The sequence below is a fragment of the Cellulomonas sp. FA1 genome, from assembly GCF_000986825.1.
In the GTDB taxonomy this organism is placed as follows: Bacteria; Actinomycetota; Actinomycetes; order Actinomycetales; family Cellulomonadaceae; genus Cellulomonas; species Cellulomonas iranensis.
Genome location: NZ_LBMY01000001.1, coordinates 806,093 through 830,358 on the forward strand (window position 1 = coordinate 806,093; position 24,266 = coordinate 830,358).

Below are 24,266 nucleotides of genomic sequence, written 5' to 3' on the forward strand. Positions count from 1 at the left end.
CCGCGTCAGCGGCGCGGCAGCGCGACGACCCCGTCGGGCAGCGGCGGCAGGCCCGCGGCCGTGCACAGCAGCGTCGTCCAGGCCGTCAGGTGCGGCGCGAGGTGCTCGTCCCACGCGGTCCACGACGCGCGGATCTCGAGCTCGGTCTGCTCGTCGCGGCGCTCGAGCGCGCCGAAGCTCTGGGACAGCACGCGCGTCACGGTGCCGCCCGCGGCGTGCGGCTCGACGCCCGCCGCGGTGAGCGACTCGGTGAACCACGACCACGCGACCTCGGCGAGCAGCGGGTCCGCGCCGACCTCGGGCTCGAGCGTCGCGCGCACGAGCGTCACGAGCCGGAACGAGCCCTCCCAGGCCTCCTGCCCCTCGGGGTCGTAGAGCACGACGAAGCGTCCCGACGCGAGGTCCTCGGCCGCGACGGACCGTCGCGCGGTGCGCACGTCGGCGGTCAGCGCGGCCGTGAACGGCGCGATCCGCGCGGGCCCGGGCACCTCGTCGAGCACCACCTCGGGTCGCACGGGCACGCCGCGCAGCGAGCGCAGCGCCCGGACGAACTCGGCAGGGACGTCCTCGGGTCCGGCGGGGGTCACGCGGCGAGCGTACGGGCGGGCCGCGCCGTCTCGGTCCCCGGCACGCCGGGGGAGGTGACGTCCGGGCGGTCTAGGCTCGTCGTCGCACCCGCACGTGCGCGGCGCGCGCCCGGCCGCAGCGGCCGGGGCGCCGCACGCGCCGTGCCCCCCGGCATGAAGGAGCGCACCTGATGTCTGTCCCGTCGTCGGCGGTCGGCACCGCGCAGATCGGTGTCACCGGGTTGGCCGTCATGGGCCGCAACCTGGCACGGAACTTCGCGCGGAACGGCTTCACGGTCGCGGTGCACAACCGCACGTACGCGCGCACGCAGTCGCTCGTCGCCGAGCACGGCGCCGACGGCACGTTCGTGCCCTCGGAGTCGATGGCGGACTTCGTCGCGTCGCTCGAGCGCCCGCGCAAGGTCGTCGTCATGGTGCAGGCCGGCGCGCCGACCGACGCCGTCATCGACGAGCTAGTGCCGCTGCTCGAGGAGGGCGACATCGTCGTCGACGCCGGCAACGCGCACTTCCCCGACACGGTCCGCCGCGAGGCCGCGCTGCGCGCCAAGGGCCTGCACTTCGTCGGGACGGGCGTCTCGGGCGGCGAGGAGGGTGCGCTCAACGGTCCGTCGATCATGCCCGGCGGCACCGCCGAGTCGTACGCGTCGCTCGGCCCGATCCTCGAGAAGATCTCGGCGAAGGTCGACGGCGTGCCGTGCTGCACCCACGTGGGCCCCGACGGCGCCGGCCACTTCGTCAAGATGGTGCACAACGGCATCGAGTACGCCGACATGCAGCTCATCGCCGAGGCGTACGACCTGCTGCGCAGCGGCCTGGGCGCGTCGGCGCCGGAGATCGGCGAGGTCTTCGCGGCGTGGAACACGGGCGACCTCGAGTCGTTCCTCATCGAGGTGACCGCCGAGGTCCTGGCGCACACCGACGCCGCGACGGGACGGCCGTTCGTCGACGTCGTCGCCGACGCCGCCGAGCAGAAGGGCACCGGACGCTGGACCGTGCAGAACGCGCTCGACCTGGGCGTGCCGATCACGGGCATCGCCGAGGCGACCTTCGCGCGTGCGCTGTCCGGCTCGGCGCCGCAGCGTGCCGCGGCGCGCGGCGTGCTCCCGGCCGACACGCTCGCGTGGAACGTCCCCGACGCCGGTGCGTTCATCGAGGACGTGCGCCTCGCGCTGTACGCGTCGAAGGTCGTCGCGTACTCGCAGGGCTTCGACCAGATCGCCGCGGCCAGCGAGCAGTTCGGGTGGGACATCGACCGCGGCGCGATGGCGCGCATCTGGCGCGGCGGCTGCATCATCCGCGCCAAGTTCCTCGACCGCATCACGCAGGCGTACGAGCGTGACGCGCACCTGCCGCTGCTGCTGGCCGACCCGTACTTCACGGCCGCCGTCGCCAACGGCGTGGCCGCGTGGCGGCGCGTCGTGTCGGCCGCGGCCGCGCACGGCGTGCCGACGCCGGCGTTCTCGTCGTCGCTCGCCTACTACGACGGCGTGCGGGCCGAGCGCCTGCCGGCGAACCTCATCCAGGCGCAGCGCGACTTCTTCGGCGCGCACACCTACCGCCGCACCGACCGCGAGGGCACGTTCCACACGGACTGGTCGGGCGACCGCTCCGAGCAGACCTGGTGAGCCGCCGCACGGGGGCCCAGGTGCCCGTCGCCCGGCTCCAGCCCGTGATCCTCGGCGGCGACGTCGGCGCGTACAGCCTCGCGCGGACGTTCCACGAGGCGTACGGCGTGCGCTCCGTCGTCGTGTCGACCGTGTCGACCGGGCTCGTGCGGCACTCGAGGATCCTCGAGAACGTCGTCGAGCCCGGCATCGACGACGGCCCGACGGTCGTGCGTCGGCTGCGCGACGTCGCGGCGCGGTTCGCCGACCGGCACCTCGTGCTGCTCGGCAGCGCCGACTGGCTGGTCCGGACGATCGTCGAGAACCGTGCCGAGCTCGAGGACCTGTACACGATCCCGTACGTGGACGTCGCGACGCTCGACCGCGTGACCGACAAGGTGCTGTTCGGCGAGCTGTGCGCCGAGCTCGGCATCGACCACCCCGCGACGGTCGTGCACGACGTGCAGGGCGGCGGCACGCCCGACACGTCGGGCCTGCGGTTCCCGGTGATCGCGAAGGCCGCGGACACCGCCGCCTACCACCTGGTCGAGTTCCCGGGGAAGAAGAAGGTCTTCACGGTCGACACGCCGGCCGAGCTCGCGGAGCTGCTGGGACGCGTGCAGGCCTCGGGGTACCAGGGCAGCTTCGTCGTGCAGGACCTCATCCCAGGGGACGACTCGGGCATGCGGATCCTCACGTGCTACTCGGACGCGAGCGGGAAGGTGCGGTTCTCCGCGTTCGGGCACGTGCTGCTCGAGGAGCACACGCCCGGTGCGCTGGGCAACCCCGCCGGCATCATCACCGGTCACGACGAGCAGATCGTCGCGCAGGCCACGCGGCTCCTGGAGCACCTGGGCTGGACCGGGTACGCGAACTTCGACCTCAAGCACGACCCGCGCGACGGTCGCACCGTGTTCTTCGAGCTCAACCCGCGACTCGGGCGGTCGAACTTCTACATCACCGCCGGCGGGCGCAACACCGCCGAGCTGTACGTGCGCGAGCACGTGCAGGGGCTCGACCCGCTGCCCGACGGCGCCGTCGACCACCTCACCGAGCCGCACCTGTACACGGTGCTGCCGCGGTGGCTGCTGCGCCGGTACGTGGCCGACCCGGCGCTGCGCGCCCGCACGCGTGCGCTCGGCCGGGCCCGGCGGGTGACGAACCCGCTGTGGTACCGCGCCGAGACCGACCCGCGGCGCCTCGCGTACCTCGCGGTCGCGCAGGCCAACCAGGTGCGCAAGTACCGCCGGTACTACCCGACGGGCGACGCGTGAGCCCGGCCCCGCACGACCCGGCGGCCCCCGCGGGGGCCGCCGGACGGGTCGAGGTCGGCGTCATCGGCGGCGTCGGCCCCGCGGCGACCGTGTGCTTCCTCGACCTGGTCGTGCGGCACACCGCGGCCGACCGCGACCAGGACCACGTCGACCTCGTCGTGCTGCAGCACTCCTCGATCCCGGACCGCACCGCGTACATCCTCGGGCGGTCCGACGAGGACCCCGGCCCGGTGATGGCGGCCGACGCGCGCCGCCTGGAGCGGCTGGGCGTCGGTTTCGTCGTCGTCCCGTGCAACACCGCGCACCACTTCACGGACGAGGTCGCGGCCGCCGTGGACGTGCCCGTGCTGAGCATCGTCGACGAGACGGCCGACGAGGTCGCCGCCCGCCCGGGCACCGCCCGCGTCGGGGTGCTCGCCACGAGCGGCACGCTCGCCGCACGCGTCTACCAGCGTGCGCTCGAGGCCCGCGGGCTCGAGCCCGTCGTGCCGGACGACGCCGACCAGGACGTCGTCATGGGCATCATCTACGACCAGGTGAAGGCCGGACGGCCGGCCGACGTCGCGGCGCTGCACGCCGTGGCCGACCGGCTCGGGGCCCGCGGCGCGGACGTCGTGGTGCTCGGCTGCACCGAGCTGTCCGTGGTCGCCGCGGAGCACGACCTGCTCGCCGACGCGCGGTACGTCGACTCGCTCGACGTGCTCGCTCGCCGCACGGTCGAGCGCGCGGGCTACCCGCTGCGCTGACGCGCGGGCTGCCCGCCGCGCCGACCGGCGGTCGACCTCGGGGCCCGGCCGGGTACGTCGCCCGGGGTCAGCCCAGCTCGCTCGTGCCCGAGTACAGGTGCAGCACGGGCACGTGCAGCTCGTCGCGCGCGCGGGACGCCCAGTCGGTGTGGAACGTGTCCTCGACCATGTGCGGGTACGTCACGACGACGACCTCGCGCACGCCGCCGCCGGCGACCGCGCCGCGCAGCGCGGGCAGCGGGTCGTCCTCGGTGATCTCGCCGGTCGCCTCGCGGCCCGCGGCGACGAACTCCGCGACGCTGCCCTCGACCTGCTCGGCCGCGGTCTGGCGCGCCTGCGTGCGGCTCGGCTCGTGGCCGGTCGCGCGCTCCCACGCCTCCTTGAGCTCGCCCATGCTCAGCGCGTCGATGATCCACGGCACGAGCGGGCGGTCGGTGTCGGCGGGCACGAGCACGCGGTAGGCCAGGGTCTCGTCGGCGTGCAGGTCGACGATGTGCTGGACGTCGGAGGCGGCGAGCGTGTCCTCGGCGAGGACGAGGATGGTGTCGGTCACGCCCCCGAGCCTACGGCCGCGCGCAGGTCCCAGCAGGTCAGCAGCGTGCCGTCCGGCGCGTGGAGCACGAGCCGCAGGTGCGCGGGGCGCGGCGGCGCGAGCCAGGGTGCGCCGTGCACGACGCGCGGAGCGGGCCCGGCGACGAGCGTCGGCGACGTGGTCAGGCACAGCTCGTCGACGACGTCGGCCGCGAGCAGGTCGCCCAGCAGGCCCGGACCGCCCTCGGCGAGCACGCGTGTCAGGCCGCGGGCCCGCAGCGCCGCGACGGCCGCGGGCAGGTCGGGGGAGTCGGGGTCGTCGTGGCCCGGCACGACGAGCGCGCGGTCGGGCCCCACGAGGTCGCGGGCGCGCGCGGCGCCGGCGGCGCCCGTGACGACGAGGGGCGGTCGCGCACCGGTCGCGAGGTCCGCGGGCACGTCGCCGCGGCGCGTCACGACCGCGAGCTCGACGACCTCCGGCACGCCGGCCGCCGTGCGGGCCGCGCGCAGGTGGTCCGCGACCGGCAGCTCGCGGTAGCCCTCGGCGCGCACCGTCCCGGCGCCGACGAGGACGACGTCGGCCAGCGCGCGCAGCACCGCGAACACCCGCGCGTCGGCGGGCGTGCCGAGCGAGCCCGAGCGGTCGTCGCCGCCCGTCGCGGCGCCGTCGACCGACGCGACCATGTTGGCGCGCACGTGCGGCGCGTCGCGCACGAGCAGCGCGACGAGCTCCGCCTCGCCCGGCACGGGCGCGAGGGTGCGCCGGTCGGTCACGGGCACGAGCACGTCGAGCGGGACGTCGGGGGGCGTGGGCTCCGGCACGCGGCCAGGTTACGAGCGGCCGAGCGTCGCGGCGAGCGCGGCCACGTCGCCCACGACGACGACCGCGGGGTTGCGCACACCGACCTCCCGGGCGCGGTCGGCGATCGTCGCGGCCGTGCCGAGCGTCGTGCGCTGCGTCGGCAGCGTGCCGTCCTCCACGACCGCGACCGGCGTCGTGGCCGCGAGGCCGTGACCGACGAGCCGGTCCATGTGCTCACCGAGCCGCCCGACGCCCATGAGCAGCACGAGCGTGCCGCGCAGCCGCGCGAGCGTCTCCCAGTCGGTGTCGGCGTCGTGCGCCGACACGACCGTCACCTGGCGCGCGAGGTCCCGGTGCGTCACCGGCACGCCCGCGGCGCCCGGCACCGCGATCGCGCTCGTGACGCCCGGCACGACCTCGACGTCCACCCCGGCGGCGAGGCACGCCGCGAGCTCCTCGCCACCACGTCCGAGCACGAACGGGTCGCCGCCCTTGAGCCGCACGACGCGCTGCCCGGCCCGCGCGCGCTCGACGAGCAGCCGGTTGATCTCGTCCTGCGTGAGCGTGTGCGCGTGGGGCGCCTTGCCCGCCTCGACGACCTCGACGCCCGGCTCGAGCTCGTCGAGCAGCGCGCGCGGCGCGAGCCGGTCGACCACCACGACGTCGGCCTCGGCGAGCGCCCGGCGTCCGCGGGTCGTGATGAGCCCCGGGTCGCCGGGACCGCCGCCGACGAGCGCCACGTGACCCGCGCCCGCGCGGTGCCGGCGCACGGGCAGCGCGCCCGTGTCCAGCAGGGTCTGCAGGGCCGCGCGCAGCGCGAGCGCCCGGCGCGGGTCGCCCCCCGCCGACACGGCGACCGTCACGTCGCCCGCGCGTGCGACCGCCGGGGTCCACGCGGTCGACGACGCCGCGTCGTCGGCGCGGACGCACCACGTGCGTGCGGCCTCGGCGTCGGCCGACACGGTCGCGTCGGTGCGCGGGTCGCCGGTCGCGGTGTGCACGAGCCACGCACCGTCCAGGTCGCCGGGCGCGTACTCGCGCGCGAGCCACGTGACGGCGCCGGCGGCCGCGAGGTCCGCGAGGTCCTCGCACAGCGCGGGCGCCACCACGCGGACCGCACCGCCGTCCGTCAGCAGCGAGCGCACGCGGCGGGCCGCGACCGGACCACCGCCGACGACCACGACCAGCCGCCCGGTGACGTCCAGCAGCAGCGGGTGGCGCGGGCTCATATCCCGGCCCCCGCGAGCCAGTCGTCGTCGCGCTCGTCCGCGCGCACGGGCGCCAGCCGGTCCAGCAGGGTCGGTCCGACCATGCCCGCCGCGAGGGTCGAGCCGTCCGTCGGGTCGACGAGGAGGAAGCCTCCCGTGCGCCGGTGCGTCGCGTAGTCGTCGAGCACGACGGGCTCCGCCAGGCGCAGCCGCACGCGCCCGATCGCGTTCAGCCCGAGCGAGCGCGGCGCGGCCTCGCTCGACGTGTCGGTCGCGTCGATCGTGCGCACGGTGTCGACCGGGTCCCACTGCTCGACGGTCAGCGTGTCGACGTCGAGCCGCGCGTCGACCTCGCGCAGCAGCCCTCGCACGGTGCGGGTCCCGATGCGCACGAGCACGCGGGCCCCCGGCACCGACCTGCGCTCCGTGAGCCAGCAGACCGTGCCGACCAGGTCCTGACCCGTCGGCACGGCCTCGTCGGCGGGGACCAGGACGTCGCCGCGCGCGACGTCGACGTCGTCGGCGAGGCGCACGGTGACCGACCGTGGGGCGTCCGCCGCCGCCAGCGGGCCGTCGAACGTGTCGATGCCGACCACGCGGCTGGTGCGCCCGGACGGCAGCACGCGGACCGCGTCGCCCACGCGCACGACGCCCGACGCGACCTTGCCCGCGTACCCGCGGTAGTCGGCGTGCTCGGGCGTGCGCGGCCGGATCACGTACTGCACGGGCAGGCGCAGCGGCTCGGTGCTCGCGTCGCGCGCGACCGGGACCGCCTCGAGCAGCTCGAGCAGCGTCGGGCCGTCGTACCAGGGCGTGCGTGCCGACCGCTCGACGACGTTGTCGCCCTCGAGCGCCGACAACGGCACCGCGTGCACCTCGGGCAGTCCGAGCACGCGCGCGTGGTCGGCGAACTCGCGCGCGATCGACCGGAACGTCGCGGCGTCGAAGCCGACCAGGTCCATCTTGTTGACCGCGAGCACGACGTGCGGCACGCCCAGCAGCGCCGTGAGCGCGGCGTGCCGACGCGTCTGCTCCAGGACGCCCTTGCGCGCGTCGACCAGCACGATCGCGAGCTCGGCCGTCGACGCGCCCGTGACCATGTTGCGCGTGTACTGCACGTGCCCCGGGGTGTCCGCCAGCACGAACGCGCGGCGCGCGGTCGAGAAGTAGCGGTACGCGACGTCGATCGTGATGCCCTGCTCGCGCTCGGCGCGCAGGCCGTCGGTCAGCAGCGCGAGGTCGACCGCGCCGCCGTCGCCGCCGCGTGCCGCGGTCGCGCGCTCGACGGCGGAGAGCTGGTCGGCCAGCACCGACTTGGTGTCGTAGAGCAGCCTCCCGATGAGCGTGCTCTTGCCGTCGTCGACCGACCCCGCGGTCGCCAGGCGCAGCAGGTCGCGGCGGGCGTGCCCGTCGTCGACGCCGGGTGCCGGCGCGTCGAGGACGTCGGCGGGTGCGTGCGTGCCCATCAGAAGTACCCCTCGCGCTTGCGGTCCTCCATGGCGGCCTCGGAGGCCCGGTCGTCCGCGCGGGTGGCCCCGCGCTCGGTGAGGCGGCTCGCGGCGACCTCGGCGATGACGTCGGCGACGGTCGCCGCGGTCGAGTCGACCGCACCCGTGCAGCTCATGTCGCCGACCGTGCGGTACCGCACGCGGCGCCGCTCGACCGGCTCGTCGGGGCGCGGCCCGCCCCAGTCGCCCGCGGTCAGCCACATGCCGTCGCGCGCGAAGACGTCCCGCTCGTGCGTGTAGTAGATCGACGGCAGGTCGATCCGCTCGCGCTCGACGTACCGCCACACGTCCAGCTCGGTCCAGTTCGACAGCGGGAAGACGCGCACGTGCTCGCCCGGCCCGTGGCGGCCGTTGTAGAGGTCCCACAGCTCGGGGCGCTGCCGGCGCGGGTCCCACTGCCCGAACTCGTCGCGCAGCGAGAACACGCGCTCCTTGGCGCGCGCCTTCTCCTCGTCGCGCCGCCCGCCGCCGAACACGGCGTCGAACCGGTGCGCCGTGATCGCGTCGAGCAGCGGCACGGTCTGCAGCGGGTTGCGCGAGCCGCCCGGCCGCTCCACGACCCGGCCGTCGTCGATCGCGTCCTGCACGCTCGCGACCACGAGCCGCAGGCCGAGCTCCGCGACGGTGCGGTCGCGGTACTCGATGACCTCGGGGAAGTTGTGCCCGGTGTCGACGTGCATGACCGGGAACGGCACGGGCGCGGGCCAGAACGCCTTGCGCGCGAGGTGCAGCATGACGATCGAGTCCTTGCCGCCCGAGAACAGCAGGACGGGGCGCTCGAACTCGCCCGCGACCTCGCGCATCACGTGGACGCCCTCGGACTCGAGCGCGTCGAGCTGCGTGAGCCGGGCCGGCGTCGTGGCCGGCAGGGAGGTGGTGGTGGTCGTCATGTGTGCAGCCCGCATTCCGTCTTGTTCCTGCCCGCCCAGCGCCCCGCGCGCGGGTCCTCGCCCGGTGCCACCGCGCGCGTGCACGGCGCGCACCCGATCGACGCGTACCCCAGCTCGCGCAGCGGGTTGAGCACCACGTGGTGCTCGGCGACGTACGCGTCGACGTCGTCCGCGGTCCACGCGGCGAGCGGGTTGAGCTTGACCTTGCTGCGCCGCGCGTCCCACCCGACGACCGCGATGTCGGTGCGCGTCGGCGCGTCCTCGCGGCGCATGCCCGTGATCCACGCGGCGTACGGTGCGAGGCCGCGCTCGAGCGGCTCGACCTTGCGCAGCGCGCAGCACAGGTCCGGGTCGCGGTCGTGCAGCCGCGGGCCGTGCTCGGCGTCCTGCTCGGCGACGGTCCGCAGCGGCAGCACGGTGCGCAGCCGCACGTCGGTGAAGGCCGCGTAGTAGTCGCGCGTGCCGATCGTCTCGGCGAAGTGGTAGCCCGTGTCGAGGAAGATCACGTCGATCCCCGGCGCGGCCTTGGCGGCGAGGTCGACGAGGACCTCGTCGCCCATCGACGACGCCAGCACGAGGTCGTCGCCGAACGTGTCCCGCGCCCAGCGCAGCACGTCGCCCGGGTGGGCGCCCTCGAGCTCGCGGCCCGCGCGCTCGGCCAGTGCGCGCAGCTCGTCGGCCGCCAGGCCCGCGGCCACCGGGGCGCTCACCGCGCCACCAGCCCGACGAAGCGCAGCGCGAACGCCCGCGCGCACGTGCGGCACTCCCACTGCCCGTGCGTCTCGCCCGCGGGCCACAGGTCCTCGCCCGCGCAGAACGGGCAGTAGTACGGCACCGCGCGCTGCCCGGCGTCGCTCGCGCTCATCGCAGGTCCTCCTCGTCCGCCCGCTGCACCCACTGCGCGAACAGCTCGCCCTCGGTGCGCTGCTCGTCGAACCGGCGCGTGACGCGCTCGACGTAGTCGGGCAGCTCGGCGGCCGGCACGCGCAGGCCGCGCAGCGTCTTGCCCAGCCCGCTGGTCAGGCCGAGCCCGCCGCCGAGGTGCACCTGGTAGCCCTCCTCGCCGTCCGCCAGCGCGCCCTTGAGCCCGATGTCGGCGGTCTGGATGCGCGCGCACGAGTTGGGGCAGCCGTTGAGGTTGATCGTGATCGGCTGGTCGAACGTCGGCAGCCGGTCCTCGAGCTCGCCGATCAGCGCCGCCGCGCGGCCCTTGGTCTCGACGATCGCGAGCTTGCAGAACTCGATGCCGGTGCACGCGAGCGTCCCGCGCCGGAACGTCGACGCGGTCCGGACGTGCAGGCCCAGGGACTCGAGCCCGTCGACGAGCGCGTCCACGCGGCCGGCCTCGACGTCGAGCACGACGAGCTTCTGCTCGGTCGTCAGCTGCACACGGTCGGACCCGGCCTCTTCGACGAGGTCGGCCAGCGCGGTGAGGACGGGGCCGGAGACGCGTCCCACGGTCGGTGCCGCCCCCACGTAGAACCGGCCGTCCTTCTGCGGGTGCACGCCCACGTGGTCGCGCCGGCCCGTCGGCGGGGGCGGCGGCTCGGGGCCGTCGGGCAGCGCGTACCCGAGGTACTCCGTCTCGAGCACCTGCCGGAACAGCGCGGTGCCCCAGTCGGCGAGCAGGAACTTCAGACGGGCGCGCGTGCGCAGCCGGCGGTAGCCGTAGTCGCGGAAGATCCCGGCGACGCCCGCCCACACCTCGGGCACGCGCTCGAGCGTGACGAACGCGCCGAGGCGCTTGCCGAGCATGGGGTTGGTCGACAGCGCACCGCCGACCCACAGGTCGAAGCCGGGGCCGAGCTCGGGGTGCACGACGCCCACGAACGCCACGTCGTTGATCTCGTGCGCGACGTCGTGGTGCGGCGACCCGCTGATGGCGGTCTTGAACTTGCGCGGCAGGTTCGAGAACGCCGGGTCGCCGATGTAGCGCTCGCGGATCGCGGTCACGGCGGGCGTGCCGTCGACGATCTCGTCGGCCGCGACCCCGGCGACGGGCGAGCCGAGGATGACGCGAGGCACGTCGCCGCACGCCTCCTGCGTGGTCAGCCCGACCGACTCCAGGCGTCGCCAGATCTCGGGGACGTCCTCGATCCGGATCCAGTGCAGCTGGACGTTCTGCCGGTCGGTGATGTCGGCGGTGTCGCGCCCGAACTCCTGCGAGATCCCGGCCACGGTCCGCAGCTGCGCGAGCGTGAGGGTGCCGCCGTCGCAGCGCACGCGCAGCATGAAGTACTCGTCGTCGAGCTCGTGCGGCTCGAGCGTCGCCGTGCGCCCGCCGTCGATGCCGGGGCGGCGCTGGGTGTACAGGCCCCACCAGCGCATCCGGCCGCGCAGGTCGTCGGGCGGGATCGAGGCGAAGCCCTCGAGCGCGTAGACGGTCTCGATGCGGTGGCGCACGTGCAGGCCGTCGTCCTCCTGCTTGAGGCGCTCGTTGGCGTTGAGCGGCTCACGCTGGTCGAACGCCCACTGGCCCTCGGGGCGCTTGGCCGGCTCGGCGAGCCGTGGGGTGGTCGTGGTCTGCGCCATGGGGCGCACCTCCGGGGATGCCGGGGCACGTGATCACGCGTCCGCGCACGACCGTCAGCGGTCGTACGGTTCGGGCGCGGACACGCGCCCGAGAGGGACGGGGCGGGTCAGCGGGTCCGCGGACAGCACGTGAACGGGACCGTGGGGGCGCAACAGCGCCGACACGCACAGGCGGTCCCGAGGAGGTTCACGTGACGAGGGTGACACGTGTCATGACGGCCAGTCAGCAGGTGTCCGGATCGCGAGACATGTGCTCAAGGAGTGGACGGCCGTCCAGGGGGCGGAGAGACGGCCCCGCGTCCCCGTCCCGCACGCGGTGCCGCGGACGTGGGACGTATCCTCGACCCTCGTGACGACCGCCGAGCCCACGGAGACGTCGGCCGTGCCGCCGTCGCTCACCGCGCGCCACCCCCGCGTCCCCGCCGACCGGCTGCTGGCCGAGCTCGCACCGCCGCGGCACTTCGCGCACGAGTCCTTCGCCACCTACCGGCCCGATCCCGCGCACGCGTCCCAGCAGCGCGCCCTGGACCGGCTGCGCGAGGTGGCGGACGCGCTCCGCGCGCCCGCCCGCTCCGGTCGCTGGTGGCGGCGCGGGGCCGCCCCCGCCTCGCCGGCCGTCTACCTCGACGGCGGGTTCGGCGTCGGCAAGACCCACCTGCTCGCGTCGCTCGCGCACGCGGTCGGGCGCGAGCGCACCGTGTACGGCACGTTCGTCGAGCTCACCCACCTCGTCGGCGCGCTGGGGTTCGCGGCGACCGTCGACGCGCTCGCCGCGCACCGGCTCGTCTGCATCGACGAGTTCGAGCTCGACGACCCCGGTGACACCGTCCTCATGTCGCGCCTGCTGCGCGAGCTCGCCGACCGTGGCGTCGCGCTCGCCGCCACGTCCAACACGCTGCCCGGCGCGCTCGGCGAGGGGCGGTTCGCCGCCGAGGACTTCCTGCGCGAGATCCAGGCCCTCGCGGCACGCTTCGAGGTGCTGCGCATCGACGGCGACGACCACCGGCACCGGACCGTCAGCACGCACGCCGCCCGCCTCGACGACGCCGCGGTCCGCGCCGCGGTCGCGGCGAGGCCGGGTGCCACGATCGACGGCTTCGACGCGCTGCTCGACCACCTCGCGACCGTGCACCCGAGCCGCTACGGCGCGCTGCTCGACGGCGTGCCCCTCGTCGGGCTCACCGGGGTCCACCAGGTCGACCGGCAGGACGTCGCGCTGCGGCTGGTCGTGCTGGTCGACCGGCTCTACGACCGCGACGTGCCGGTCGTGCTCGCCGGCGACGGGGCGGAGCTGTTCACCGACGCCATGCTCGCGGGCGGCTACCGCAAGAAGTACGCCCGGGCGCTGTCGCGGCTCGCGGCGCTCACGGTGCAGGGGGCCGCGACGACCGCGGCGCCGTAGCCGCGCCTGACGGACCTGCAGGTCCCGCGACCAGGATTCCTCGGCGCGCGGAATGGCACCCGTTCGGCGCGACCCGCCCGTCGCGCGACAACGGTCCAGTACGCGCCCCTCGTGGACGCATGTTCTCGACAGTCATCCGTGACGCACGTCCAGCGTCGGCGTTTGCTCGGGCACTTATCTGCTCTGACCGCGCCCGACGCCGGTGCGCCGGCGTGCCACGTCGGCCTCAGACGTTCTCCTGGAACGCCTCCCGCAGCCGCGCCTCGTCCTCGTGCGTCAGGTTGGTCTGCAGCAGCTCGCCCTGGATGCCGCGCTCGCGCAGCGCGCTCACGACGCGGTCCGGCACGCTCGTGGTCGCGAGCAGGAACAGCGCCGACGTGCCCGGCGTGACCTTCTCGCGGACCGAGCGGATGAAGTCGTCGTCGATGCCGACGTCGGTGAGCGCGCCGCCCACCGCACCTGCCGCGGCGCCGATCACGACACCGACGAGCGGCATGAAGAACAGCAGGCCGAACAGCAGACCCCAGAAGGTGCCCCCGAGCGCACCGACGGCCGCGAGGTCGTGCGCCTGGCGCGTCCGCGGCTTCTTCTTGTCGGGCTGCCACGAGACGGTCGCGGCGTCCTGCACCTGGACGAGCTCCTGCTTCTGCAGCTCCAGGAGCGCCTGCGCCGCCTGCTCAGCCCCCTCCGGGGTCTCGAACCTCCACACGCTGAGAGTGGCCGCGGTCGTCTCCTCGTCGTCGCGCGCCCCCGGCACGTCGCCGGGGGCCGTCACCCCAGGGTGGGCGCGTCGAGGGCCGCGCCGCGTCACCCGCCCCGGGTGATCCGCCGACCGCGTCGACGCGACGCGCGCATCACGCGAGCACGACGACGGCACGCGCGGGCACCTCCACGACGAGCGGGTCGCCGGCCGCGGCGGGCGGCCGCACGACCCCGCCGTCCCAGTCGGCGACGACGTGCACGGGCCGCTCGACCGGCACCGGGACGGCGGCGGCGACGTGCGCGAGGTTGACGACGACGCGCGCCGCGCCGCGGTGCACGACGAGCACCCCCTGCCACGGTCCGTCGTCGGCGCCCTGCGCGGGGTGCACGTCGACGAACGTGCGCGAGCGGTCGCCCGAGCCGAGGTCCGGCACGGCGCGCCGCAGCGCGACGAGCACGCGGTACCACTCGAGCAGCCGCGCGTGCCCGGGGCGCGTCGGCTCGTCCCAGTCGAGGACGCTCGCCGCGAACGTCGCGGGGTCCTGCGGGTCGGGCACGTCGACCGGGCCGCCGTACAGGTCCTGCCAGCCGTGCCCGCCGAACTCGCGGGTGCGGCCCTCGCGCACGGCGGCCGCGAGCTCGGGCTCGGGGTGGTCGGTGAAGAACAGCCACGGCGTGGTCGCGCCCCACTCCTCGCCCATGAACAGCAGCGGGCTGAAGGGGGAGAGCAGCACGAGCGCGGCCTGCGCCGCGAGCCCGCCGGCGTCGAGGCGCGCCGAGGGGCGGTCGCCGAGCGCGCGGTTGCCGACCTGGTCGTGGTTGGCGTCGAACACGACGAACCGGTGGCCGTCGACGTCCGCGGGCACGGGCGCGCCCCACGGGCGGCCACGGAACGTCGAGGGGCCCCCGTCGTGCACGAACACGCGCGTGAGCGCCGTGACCAGCGCGTCCGGCGTGCCGAAGTCGACGTAGTACCCGTGCCGCTCGCCGGTGACCAGCGCGTGCACGGCGTGGTGCACGTCGTCGGCCCACTGCCCGGTCATGCCCCAGCCGCCCGTGGCGGTGGGACGCAGGCTCACGACGTCGTTGAGGTCGGACTCGGCCACCAGGCCCAGCGGGCGTCCCAGGCCGTCGGACAGCTCCGCGACCTCGTCGGCGAGCTGCGCGAGCAGGTGACGCGGCGAGTCGTCGCGCAGCGCGTGCACGGCGTCGAGCCGGAACGCGTCGACGTGGAAGTCCCGCGCCCACCCGAGCACCGAGTCGCAGATCCACCGGCGCACGTGCTCCGAGCCGGGCCCGTCGAGGTTGATCGCGTCGCCCCAGGGCGTCTGGTGCGTGTCGGTGAAGTACGGGCCGAGCTCGTGCAGGTAGTTGCCCGACGGCCCGAGGTGGTTGTGCACCACGTCGAGGCACACCGCGAGCCCGTGTGCGTGCGCCGCGTCGACGAACGCCTGCAGCGCGGCCGGTCCGCCGTACGGCTCGTGCACGGCCGACAGCGCGACGCCGTCGTACCCCCAGCCGTGCCGTCCGTTGAACGCGGCGACGGGCAGCAGCTCGACGACGTCGACCCCGAGCGCGACGAGGTGCTCGAGCCGGTCCGCCGCCGCCGCGAGCGTGCCCTGCGGCGTGAACGTGCCGACGTGCAGCTCGTACGTCACGGCGCCGCGCACGTCGACGCCGCTCCACCCGTCGTCGGTCCACGCGAACCGGTCGACGTCGAACACGCGCGACGCGCCGTGCACGCCGTCGGGCAGCCACGTGCCGCGCGGGTCGGGGCGCGGCGGCCCGCCGTCGAGCGAGAACGCGTAGTCCGTGCCGTGCGGCAGCGCGACGTCGGCGCCCCACCAGCCGTCGTGCTGCGCGTGCAGGTCCGAGCGGTCGCCCGTCGCGGGCAGCACGAGCTCGACGCGCTCGGCGTACGGCGCCCACAGGCGCGGAGTCAGTGGCACGTGGTCCCCCCGGGGCCTCGTCGGGACGACGGATCAGGTCGGTGCTGCGTGCCGGCGGCCGCGGCCGACGGCACGCGTCAGGTGGCCTCGTGCACGAGCAGCGCGACCGGCAGGCGTTCGAGGACCTCGGCGACCGGGCGGACGCCACCGGGCAGCACCCGGTCGCTGAGGACGTCGTGCCACGTGCCCTCGGGTAGCGCGACCGTGTGGTCCGCCCACCCGCCGAGCCGCTCGACGGCCGCCGCGAGCCGGGTCGCGACCACCACGACCCGCGGAGCCCCCGCGGCCGTGCGCGCGTACGTGAGGGTGTGGCCCGAGGAGTGGGGCAGCGCGACGAACCCGGCCTCGGGCCCGACGAACGCGTCGGCGACGTCCCGTCGCACGCGCAGGGCCCGCGACGTCACGAGCATCTTCTCGTCGGCGAGCCCGCGCGCACCCGCGCCGTCGTCGAGCCGCGCGAGGCGCGCGGCGAGCGCGTCGGCGTCGACCGGGCGCCGGTTGTCGGGGTCGACGAGCGTCGGCCCCGGCACCTCGGTGCCCTGGTAGACGTCGGCCACCCCCGGCAGCGTGAGCTGCACGAGCTTGGTGCCGAGGGTCGCGGCACGCACGGCCTCGCGCGTGCGGGCGTCCCAGTCGCCGAGCAGGGCGAGCACGGCCGGGTCGGTGCGCGCGGTGCGCGCCGTGTCGAGCACCGCGCGCTCGTACGCCGCGTCGGGCGCCGTCCAGGTCGTGCGCGACTTCGCCTCGCGGATCGCCTTGGTGAGGTACTCGACCAGGCGGTCCTCGGCGATCGGGCCGTCGTCGGCCCACGTGCCCACCAGGGTCTGCCACAGCAGGTACTCGGTGCGCCCGTCGAGCAGCGTCCCGCGGTACCCGGCCGACGCGCGGCGCAGCTCCTCGACCAGCGCCGCCCACTCGCGCGGCAGCTCCGACAGCACGCCCAGGCGCGCGCGGGTGTCCTCGCCGCGCTTGGTGTCGTGCGTCGACAGCGTCGTCATGCCGAGCGGTGCCGTCGCCTGCGCGCGAGCCGCCCACGCCGCGAGGTCGGTCGGCGTCGTCGCGAACCGGGCGGGCTCGCCGCCGACCTCGCACAGCGCGACCAGGTGGGTCCAGCGGTAGAACGCGGTGTCCTCGACGCCCTTGGCCATGACGGCGCCGCAGGTCTGCTGGAAGCGCACGACGAGCTCGTCGCGCCGCGGGTCGCGCGTCCGGCCCGCGGAGCCGGCCTCGCGTCCGGCCAGCAGGTCGAGCAGCACGTCCATGGTGGCCTCGCGCTCGGGGCCCGTCCGGCGGCGGGCGCGCGCACCGGCGGCGGCGAGCACCGCGGCCGACGTGGGGGCGACCGGCTCGCCCGGCACGACGTACGCGCGGTACCGGTCGAACGCGACGAGCAGCTCGACCAGGCAGTCCTCGAGCGCGCGCCACGTGTGGTCGCGCAGCCGCAGGTCGTCGTGGCAGATCGCGGCCGCGAGGTTGGTCAGGCGGTGCACCTCGGCGTAGAGCGGCCCGTCGACGATCTCGCGCTTGGCCTGCTCCTCGACCTCCTCGAACGCGTCGGACACGTCGCCCGTCAGGCGGTGCATGACGGAGCCGAGCTGCGCCGCGCCGCCCGGGTCGACGAACGTCTGCTGCACGCGCCAGAGCGCCTCGTACCCCGTGGTGCCGGCGGTCGCCCAGTCGTCGGGCAGCTCCTCCTCGCCCGCGAGGATCTTCTCGACCACGACCCACGCGCCGTCGGTCGCCTCGCGCAGCCGCGCCAGGTACCCCGCGGGGTCGGCCAGACCGTCGGGGTGGTCGATGCGCAGGCCGTCCACGACGCCCTCGCGCAGCAGCCGCAGCGTGAGCGCGTGCGTCGCGTCGAACACGTCCGGGTCCTCGACGCGCACCGCGACGAGCGTCCCGACGTCGAAGAACCGCCGGTAGTTCAGCTCCTCGTCGGCGACCTTCCAGTACGCGAGCCGGTAGTGCTGCCGTTCGACCAGCTCGGCCAGCGGCAGCGCCTCGGTGCCCGCCCGGACGGGGAACACGTGGTCGTGGTAGCGCAGCACGGTGGACGGGCCCACGCCGGGCACGTCCTCCTCGACGAGCCGCAGCTCGTCCGCCGCGATCACGGCGCCGATGCGGTCGCCCAGCACGGGCATGAGCACCGCGCCGTCGCCCGCCGACCAGTCCACGTCGAACCACGCCGCGTACGGCGAGTCGGGGCCGTCGGTCAGCACGGACCACAGCGCGCGGTTGTGCCACACGGGGGTGGGCACGGCCATGTGGTTCGGCACGACGTCGAGCACGAGGCCCAGACCCGCGTCGTGCGCCGCCGCGGCGAGCCGCCGCAGCCCGTCCTCGCCGCCGAGCACGTCGGACACCCGGTCGTGGTCGACCACGTCGTACCCGTGCGTCGACCCGGGGGCCGCCGTCAGCACGGGGGACAGGTACACGTGCGTGACGCCGAGCGACGCGTAGTACGGCACGCGCGTCGCGACGTCGTCGAACGTGAGGTCGGCCCCGAGCTGCACGCGGTACGTCGAGACCGGGACCGGGTGCCCCGGCCGCACCGTGCGACGCTCGGGGACCGCGCGGTCCTCGCTCACACCTGCCCCTTGGCGATCCGCGTCGCCTCGCGGCCCGCGCTCGCGGCCGCGCCGCTGCCCGAGGCCCCGGGCAGCTCGCGCTCCGGCGGCCGGGTGAACAGCACCATCGAGCGCGGCGCGAGGGTCACGCGGCCGCGCGACCGGACCTCGCGCCCCGCCTTGACCTGGCCGTCGGTGTCGAGCACCGCGGTCCACACCGCGCCGTACTCCGCACCGGGCAGCTGGAACTGCTTCTTCTCCCAGTGCGAGTTGAACAGCAGCAGGAACGAGTCGTCGACGACCTCCTCGCCACGCGCGTCGGGCTCGTCGATCGCGTCGCCGTTGAGGAACACCATGACCGCGAACGCGTGGTCGGAGCCCCACGCCTCGTCGGACATGTGCGCACCCGACGGCGTCATCCACGCGATGTCGCGCAGGTCGGACTCGCCGCCGTGCTCGGCGGCGCCGGCGAAGAACCGGCGCTGCCGGAACACCGGGTGGTCGCGGCGCAGGTGGACGACCCGGCGCGTGAACTCGTGCAGCGACTGCTGCGCGTCGTCCAGGTCCCAGTCCACCCACGTGATCGGGTTGTCCTGGCAGTAGCCGTTGTTGTTGCCGCCCTGCGTGCGGCCGAGCTCGTCGCCGTGCGCGAGCATCGGCACGCCCTGCGAGAGCAGCAGCGTCGCGAGGAAGTTGCGCTGCTGGCGCGCGCGCAGCCGCTCGACCTCGGGGTCGTCGCTCGGGCCCTCGACGCCGCAGTTCCAGGACCGGTTGTGGCTCTCGCCGTCGCGGTTGTCCTCGCCGTTCGCCTCGTTGTGCTTGTCGTTGTACGACACGAGGTCGCGCAGCGTGAAGCCGTCGTGCGCCGTGACGAAGTTGATGCTCGCGATGGGCCGGCGGCCGGTGTGCTCGTAGAGGTCCGACGAGCCCGACAGGCGGCTCGCGAACTCGCCGAGCGTCGACGGCTCGCCGCGCCAGAAGTCGCGCACCGTGTCGCGGTACTTGCCGTTCCACTCGGTCCACAGCGGCGGGAACCCGCCCACCTGGTACCCGCCCTCGCCGAGGTCCCACGGCTCGGCGATGAGCTTCACCTGGGAGACGACCGGGTCCTGGTGGACGAGGTCGAAGAACGCCGACAGGCGGTCGACCTCGTGGAACTGACGTGCGAGCGTCGCGGCGAGGTCGAACCGGAAGCCGTCGACGTGCATCTCGGTGACCCAGTACCGCAGCGAGTCCATGATGAGCTGCAGCACCGCGGGCGAGCGCATGAGCAGCGAGTTGCCCGTGCCCGTGGTGTCGAAGTAGTGCGACGGGTCGTCGTCGACCAGCCGGTAGTAGCCCGCGTTGTCGATCCCGCGGAAGCTCAGCGTCGGGCCCATGTGGTTGCCCTCGGCGGTGTGGTTGTAGACCACGTCGAGGATGACCTCGATGTTCGCCGCGTGCAGCGCCTTGACCATCGACTTGAACTCCTGCACCTGCTGACCCGCGCCGGTCATGGAGGAGTAGCCGTTGTGGGGCGCGAAGAACCCGATGGTGTTGTAGCCCCAGTAGTTCGACAGCCCCTTCTCCTGCAGCGAGGGGTCGTTGACGAACTGGTGCACCGGCATGAGCTCGATCGCCGTCACGCCCAGGTCCGCCAGGTGCTCGACCACCGCGGGGTGCGCGATCCCGGCGTACGTGCCGCGCAGCTCCTCCGGCACCGCCGGGTGCTGCATCGTCAGGCCCTTGACGTGCGCCTCGTACAGGATCGTCTCGTGGTACTGGTGGCCCGGCGGGCGGTCGTGGCCCCAGTCGAAGAACGGGTTCACGACGACCGACGTCATGGTGTGCGCGGCGGAGTCCGACTCGTTGCGCGTCTCCGGGTCGCCGAACGTGTACGAGTAGAGCGACGGGTCGCCGTCGATCTGGCCGTCGATGGCCTTCGCGTACGGGTCGAGCAGCAGCTTCGACGGGTCGCAGCGGTGCCCCTGCGCGGGGTCGTACGGGCCGTGCACGCGGTACCCGTAGCGCTGGCCGGGCGCGATCTGCGGCAGGTAGCCGTGCCAGACGAACGCGTCCACCTCGGGCAGGTCGATCCGCGTCTCGGAGCCGTCGTCGTCGAGCAGGCACAGCTCGACCCGCTCGGCGACGCCGGAGTACAGGGCGAAGTTGGTCCCCGTGCCGTCGTACGTGGCGCCGAGGGGGTAGGGGCGTCCGGGCCAGATCTGCATGGGCTCAGAGTGCCAGCAGGGTCCGACCTCGGCTCATCGAGCGCGTGTGGGCGGGGTCACAGCACGCGGACGGGCGTTCAGGCGAGCGTGACGAGGTCCCGCACGTCATCATCCGGCAGCGCGTCGGCGACGGCCGTCACCTCGAGCGTGCGCAGCGCGGCGACGCCCCCGTGCACGGACAGGAACGCCGTGTCGGACGCGTCGCGGCCGGTCGCGATGCGCACGAGCGAGCCGCGCGGCGCGAGCGTGGTCGCGTCCACGACGCACCACCGGCCGTCGACGAGCGCCTCGGCGACCGCGTGCAGGTCCATCGGGTCGAGCCCGGGCGCGTACGCCGACGCGACGCGTGCGGGCACGTCGAGCGCGCGCAGCAGCGCGACCACGAGGTGCGCGTAGTCCCGGCACACGCCACGTCGCGCCAGCAGGGTGCGCACGGCACCGTCGGTGGGCAGGCTCGACCCCGGCACGTACGCCAGCCGCGTGCCGACCCACGACGCGACCGCCGCGAGCAGGTCGGCCCCCGCCAGCCCGGCGAACTCGGCGCGCGCCGTGGGCGCGAGCACGTCGGACTCGCAGTACCGGCTCGGACGCAGGTACAGCAGCGCGTCGGCGTCGTCCTGCGGCGGCGAGCCGGCGCCCGTGGGCGTGGCCGGGTCGGCGACGGTGGCCCGGTAGGTGACGACCAGCTCGCCGGGTCCTGCCTCGAGCACGTGCAGCCGCGTGCCGTGCGCGTCGCGCACCTCGCGCACGTCGACGGCGCGCCCGTCCGACCTGACGTCGAGGTGCTCGTCGTCGGGCGCCGCGTGCGCCGCGGCGACCTCGAGGACGAGCCGGGCGGACGCGGTCACGTCCAGGACGAGGTGGGTCGAGACGTCGCGTCGCACGCGGTCAGCCTGGCAGCAGCCCGCGGCGCTGTCGCGCGGAGCCGGCGTCCCCGGTCGGCCGCCGGGGACGGTGCGCGGCGCGGCCTCACGTGAAGCGTTTAGTCCCGACGTCGCACGGTGCGCGCCCAGGTCCGTCGGCTACCGTGGCACGACCGCGCCGACGGCGACGCGGGACACGACAGCGACCACGAGCGAGGCCCAGCCATGACCGCAGCGCCCGAGCCGACGGGCCCGCAGGTGACCGTCGTGGTGCCGACGTTCAACGAGGCACCCAACGTCGCCGAGCTCGTGCGGCGCGTCGGCGTCGCGACCCGCGGCCTGGACGCCGAGCTGCTGTTCGTCGACGACTCGCGGGACGGCACCGCCGACGAGGTGCGCCGGGTCGCTCCCGGCGCCGAGCTGCCCGTGCGGGTCGTCCACCGCGACGTGCCGACCGGGGGCCTGGGCGGCGCCGTGCTCGAGGGCCTGCGGGCCTCGCACGCGCCGTACGTGCTGGTCATGGACGGCGACCTGCAGCACCCGCCCGAGCTCATCCCCACGATGGTCGCCCGCGCGCGCGAGCCCGAGGTCGACGTGGTCGTGGCGTCGCGGTACGTCGGCGAGGGCTCGAGCGCCGGCCTGGCGAACGCGGCGCGGCAGGCGGTGTCGTCGACGTCGACCGCGGTGACCCGCGCGATGTTCCCGGTGCGCCTGCGGGACTGCTCCGACCCGATGACCGGCTTCTTCGTGGTCCGCCGCGCGGCGGTCGACGTCGACGCGCTGCGGCCGCGGGGCTTCAAGATCCTGCTGGAGATCCTCGCCCGCCACCCGATGCGCGTCGTCGAGGTGCCGTTCGTGTTCGGCGCCCGCTACGCGGGCGAGTCCAAGGCGAACCTCGCGCAGGGCCTGCACTTCCTGTGGCAGCTCGCGGGCCTGCGCTTCGGGCGCATGTCGCGGTTCGCGATCATCGGCGGCCTCGGCGCGCTCGCCAACATCGCGATCGTCGCGCTCCTGACGTCGCTCGGCATGACGTGGCTGCCCGCCGCGATCGTGGCGGCCGAGGCGACCATCGTGGGGAACTTCCTGCTGCAGGAGCGGTTCGTGTTCCGCGACCTGCGCGACGAGGGCAAGGGCGCGTGGGCCCGCTTCGGTCAGTCGTTCACGTTCAACAACGTCGAGACGGTCGTGCGGATGCCGGTCATGGCCGTGCTGGTCGAGACGATGCACGTCGCCGCGGTGCTCGCGACCGCGATCACGCTCGTCGTCGCGTTCGTCGTGCGGTTCACGTTCCACTCGCGGATCGTCTACCGGCCGCGTGCGTCGTCGCGTCGCGCGCGCATGGTCGAGCGCGAGGCCGAGCAGGCCGGGCCGCCCCCGCGCCCTCATCCGAGCACGTCTGACCCCGCGCCCGTCCGGGTGTGGGCTCGCGGCCTGCGCGTGCGGCCCGCGCGCGTGGCCCGCAGGATCGTGGTGCACCCCTGGAGGCCACCATGACCGAGCACGCCGACGCGCCGATCGACCTCGAGCTCGTGCGCACCTACATCAACGACCACGTCACCGGCGCGACAGCGGTGTCCGCGCGGGTCGCCCGCATGAGCCGCAACCCCGACGCGGGCGCCGACGCCCCGCTGCTCGCCGAGCTCGCGCGCCAGCTGCGCGAGGAGCGCGACGTGCACGAGGCGACCGCGCGCGACCTCGGGTTCACGATGTCGCGCTGGAAGCACCTCGGTGCGGCGCTCGCCGAGCGTGTCGCTCGCCTCAAGCCCGACGGCCGGTGGACCCGCCGCTCGCCGCTGTCGCTCGTGCTCGAGCTCGAGATCCTGCGCTCGGGCCTCGAGGGCAAGCGCCTGGGCTGGGTCACGCTGCGCGAGCACGCCGACGTGCTCGGGCTGGACGCCGACCGGCTCGACGCGCTGGTGGCGCGCTCGCGCGAGCAGGCCGACACGGTCGAGGCGATCGCGGCCCGGGCGCGCGAGCGCGCGTTCGCGGCAGCGGGGGAGCGGACGTCGGCCGACGACGCCTAGGCTGCTCGCGGACGGAGGTCGCGATGGACGCGCTGCAGCGGTGGATGGACGACGTGGTGCCGGCGCTCGGCGTGGACCCGGACCTCGTGTCCGCCACGACCGACGACGTGCTCGACATGGTGAGGGACGTCGCGCACGGGGTCGTGCGCCCCGGCGCACCGCTGACGGCGTACCTCGTGGGGCTCGCCGCCGGCCGCGCCGCGGCCGAGGGGCAGGACCCCGCCGCGGCGGTGCGCGACGGGCTCGCACAGGTCGACGCCCTCGTCAGGGCGTGGGAGCCGACCTCGGCCTGAGCGCCGCGTCGCGCGCGGCCGCGAGGTCGGCCGGGTCGTCGACGTCGAGCGTCGTGCGCTCGTCGACGGCCACCACGACCGTGCGCAGCCCGGTGAGCAGGTGCCGCGCGGGGCGGCCGTCCGGCGCGTCCGCGAGGACGTCGCGCACGGCCGCGAGCCGGTAGGCGGCCAGCAGCGGCTGCGGCCGTCCGTCGGGTCCGGCCGCGACGGCCGCGTCGGCGTCGGAGCGCTCCAGCGCGTCGCGCAGGGACGGCACCACGTCCCCGGCGAACGGCTGGTCGCCCGCGACGACGACCACGACCCGTGCCCGCGGGTGGGCGGCGGCACCGACCGCGACCCCGGCGGCGACGCCGGCGAACGGCCCGCCGCCGGGCGGGTCCTCGCGCGCCCAGAGCACGCCGCGCGGGACGTCGCGCGGCGGGCCCACCACCACGACCGGCACGTCGCCCAGCGCGAGCAGGAGGCGGTCGAGCACGGGGCGTCCCCCCACGTCGAGCGCGGTCTTGTCGACGCCGCCCATGCGGCGCGCCGTGCCGCCGGTCAGCACCACGGCGACGGCGGGCGCGAGGGTCAC

Annotated in this window: 22 protein-coding genes; 7 read left to right on the top strand and 15 right to left on the bottom strand. The window is 75.2% G+C overall.

Annotated features, from left to right (window positions below; genetic code table 11):
- Positions 1 to 5: 5 nt before the first annotated feature.
- Complete coding sequence (locus GY42_RS03555; protein WP_046528279.1) at positions 6 to 587, bottom strand: DUF3000 domain-containing protein; 582 nt, start codon at positions 585 to 587, stop codon at positions 6 to 8.
- Positions 588 to 757: 170 nt separating this feature from the next.
- On the opposite strand from GY42_RS03555, the gene gndA reads away from it, so the two are divergent.
- The 3 genes from gndA to GY42_RS03570 are packed head-to-tail and all read left to right on the top strand — an operon-like array spanning position 758 to position 4,211.
- The gene (gene gndA, locus GY42_RS03560) at positions 758 to 2,212 is read left to right on the top strand and encodes an NADP-dependent phosphogluconate dehydrogenase (protein ID WP_046528280.1); all 1,455 of its coding nucleotides are present in this window, start codon (positions 758 to 760) and stop codon (positions 2,210 to 2,212) included.
- Entirely contained in the window at positions 2,209 to 3,465 is a 1,257-nt protein-coding gene (locus GY42_RS03565; protein ID WP_046528281.1) for a carboxylate--amine ligase, read from the top strand. The genes gndA and GY42_RS03565 overlap by 4 nt, the downstream gene beginning before the upstream one ends.
- Positions 3,462 to 4,211, top strand: a complete 750-nt coding sequence (locus GY42_RS03570) for an aspartate/glutamate racemase family protein (RefSeq protein WP_046528282.1) — start codon at positions 3,462 to 3,464, stop codon at positions 4,209 to 4,211. Before GY42_RS03565 ends, GY42_RS03570 begins: the two co-directional genes overlap by 4 nt.
- A 67-nt stretch (positions 4,212 to 4,278) precedes the next feature.
- Here the strand turns inward: GY42_RS03570 and GY42_RS03575 are convergent, their stop codons facing one another.
- From GY42_RS03575 to GY42_RS03605, 8 genes are read right to left on the bottom strand one after another with little or no spacing between them, the layout of a single operon-like run.
- Positions 4,279 to 4,764 carry a hypothetical protein gene (locus GY42_RS03575; RefSeq protein ID WP_046528283.1) on the bottom strand — a complete coding sequence of 162 codons (486 nt, stop codon included), beginning with the start codon at positions 4,762 to 4,764 and terminating at the stop codon, positions 4,279 to 4,281.
- The gene (locus GY42_RS03580; protein ID WP_052748191.1) at positions 4,761 to 5,564 is read right to left on the bottom strand and encodes a dihydrofolate reductase family protein; all 804 of its coding nucleotides are present in this window, start codon (positions 5,562 to 5,564) and stop codon (positions 4,761 to 4,763) included. Before GY42_RS03580 ends, GY42_RS03575 begins: the two co-directional genes overlap by 4 nt.
- A 9-nt stretch (positions 5,565 to 5,573) precedes the next feature.
- Positions 5,574 to 6,773 carry a uroporphyrinogen-III C-methyltransferase gene (gene cobA, locus GY42_RS03585; protein WP_046528284.1) on the bottom strand — a complete coding sequence of 400 codons (1,200 nt, stop codon included), beginning with the start codon at positions 6,771 to 6,773 and terminating at the stop codon, positions 5,574 to 5,576.
- Positions 6,770 to 8,218, bottom strand: a complete 1,449-nt coding sequence (locus GY42_RS03590) for a sulfate adenylyltransferase subunit 1 (RefSeq protein WP_052748192.1) — start codon at positions 8,216 to 8,218, stop codon at positions 6,770 to 6,772. The genes cobA and GY42_RS03590 overlap by 4 nt, the downstream gene beginning before the upstream one ends.
- Positions 8,218 to 9,150 carry a sulfate adenylyltransferase subunit CysD gene (gene cysD, locus GY42_RS03595; protein ID WP_046528285.1) on the bottom strand — a complete coding sequence of 311 codons (933 nt, stop codon included), beginning with the start codon at positions 9,148 to 9,150 and terminating at the stop codon, positions 8,218 to 8,220. Before cysD ends, GY42_RS03590 begins: the two co-directional genes overlap by 1 nt.
- On the bottom strand, positions 9,147 to 9,860 hold the full coding sequence (locus GY42_RS03600) for a phosphoadenylyl-sulfate reductase (RefSeq protein ID WP_175578555.1): 714 nt from the start codon (positions 9,858 to 9,860) through the stop codon (positions 9,147 to 9,149). Before GY42_RS03600 ends, cysD begins: the two co-directional genes overlap by 4 nt.
- Entirely contained in the window at positions 9,857 to 10,015 is a 159-nt protein-coding gene (locus GY42_RS19580) for a hypothetical protein (protein WP_163274735.1), read from the bottom strand. The genes GY42_RS03600 and GY42_RS19580 overlap by 4 nt, the downstream gene beginning before the upstream one ends.
- Positions 10,012 to 11,682, bottom strand: a complete 1,671-nt coding sequence (locus tag GY42_RS03605; protein ID WP_046528286.1) for a nitrite/sulfite reductase — start codon at positions 11,680 to 11,682, stop codon at positions 10,012 to 10,014. The genes GY42_RS19580 and GY42_RS03605 overlap by 4 nt, the downstream gene beginning before the upstream one ends.
- Before the next feature lie 349 nt (positions 11,683 to 12,031).
- On the opposite strand from GY42_RS03605, the gene zapE reads away from it, so the two are divergent.
- Positions 12,032 to 13,084 carry a cell division protein ZapE gene (gene zapE, locus GY42_RS03610; protein ID WP_046528287.1) on the top strand — a complete coding sequence of 351 codons (1,053 nt, stop codon included), beginning with the start codon at positions 12,032 to 12,034 and terminating at the stop codon, positions 13,082 to 13,084.
- Positions 13,085 to 13,310: 226 nt separating this feature from the next.
- Here zapE and GY42_RS03615 read toward each other — a convergent pair whose 3' ends face one another.
- The 5 genes from GY42_RS03615 to GY42_RS03635 form a co-directional block, all read right to left on the bottom strand.
- Positions 13,311 to 13,793, bottom strand: a complete 483-nt coding sequence (locus GY42_RS03615; RefSeq protein ID WP_236686704.1) for a DUF1269 domain-containing protein — start codon at positions 13,791 to 13,793, stop codon at positions 13,311 to 13,313.
- A 145-nt stretch (positions 13,794 to 13,938) separates the two neighbouring features.
- Positions 13,939 to 15,729 (bottom strand): malto-oligosyltrehalose trehalohydrolase, encoded by a 1,791-nt coding sequence (gene treZ, locus GY42_RS03620; protein ID WP_046530505.1) that lies wholly within the window; start codon positions 15,727 to 15,729, stop codon positions 13,939 to 13,941.
- Positions 15,730 to 15,812: 83 nt separating this feature from the next.
- Positions 15,813 to 18,323, bottom strand: a complete 2,511-nt coding sequence (gene treY / locus GY42_RS03625) for a malto-oligosyltrehalose synthase (protein WP_046528288.1) — start codon at positions 18,321 to 18,323, stop codon at positions 15,813 to 15,815.
- Complete coding sequence (gene glgX / locus GY42_RS03630; RefSeq protein ID WP_046528289.1) at positions 18,320 to 20,512, bottom strand: glycogen debranching protein GlgX; 2,193 nt, start codon at positions 20,510 to 20,512, stop codon at positions 18,320 to 18,322. Before glgX ends, treY begins: the two co-directional genes overlap by 4 nt.
- 77 nt (positions 20,513 to 20,589) lie before the next feature.
- Entirely contained in the window at positions 20,590 to 21,396 is an 807-nt protein-coding gene (locus tag GY42_RS03635; protein WP_046528290.1) for a transglutaminase-like domain-containing protein, read from the bottom strand.
- A gap of 204 nt (positions 21,397 to 21,600) precedes the next feature.
- On the opposite strand from GY42_RS03635, the gene GY42_RS03640 reads away from it, so the two are divergent.
- From GY42_RS03640 to GY42_RS03650, 3 genes are read left to right on the top strand one after another with little or no spacing between them, the layout of a single operon-like run.
- Positions 21,601 to 22,869 carry a glycosyltransferase gene (locus GY42_RS03640; RefSeq protein WP_082131340.1) on the top strand — a complete coding sequence of 423 codons (1,269 nt, stop codon included), beginning with the start codon at positions 21,601 to 21,603 and terminating at the stop codon, positions 22,867 to 22,869.
- Positions 22,866 to 23,399, top strand: coding sequence for a hypothetical protein (locus GY42_RS03645; RefSeq protein WP_046528291.1), 534 nt, complete (start codon positions 22,866 to 22,868; stop codon positions 23,397 to 23,399). Before GY42_RS03640 ends, GY42_RS03645 begins: the two co-directional genes overlap by 4 nt.
- 23 nt (positions 23,400 to 23,422) lie before the next feature.
- The gene (locus tag GY42_RS03650; RefSeq protein ID WP_046528292.1) at positions 23,423 to 23,692 is read left to right on the top strand and encodes a DUF6457 domain-containing protein; all 270 of its coding nucleotides are present in this window, start codon (positions 23,423 to 23,425) and stop codon (positions 23,690 to 23,692) included.
- Here the strand turns inward: GY42_RS03650 and mobA are convergent.
- Positions 23,664 to 24,266, bottom strand: coding sequence for a molybdenum cofactor guanylyltransferase (gene mobA, locus GY42_RS03655; protein WP_046528293.1), 603 nt, complete (start codon positions 24,264 to 24,266; stop codon positions 23,664 to 23,666). The genes GY42_RS03650 and mobA overlap by 29 nt on opposite strands.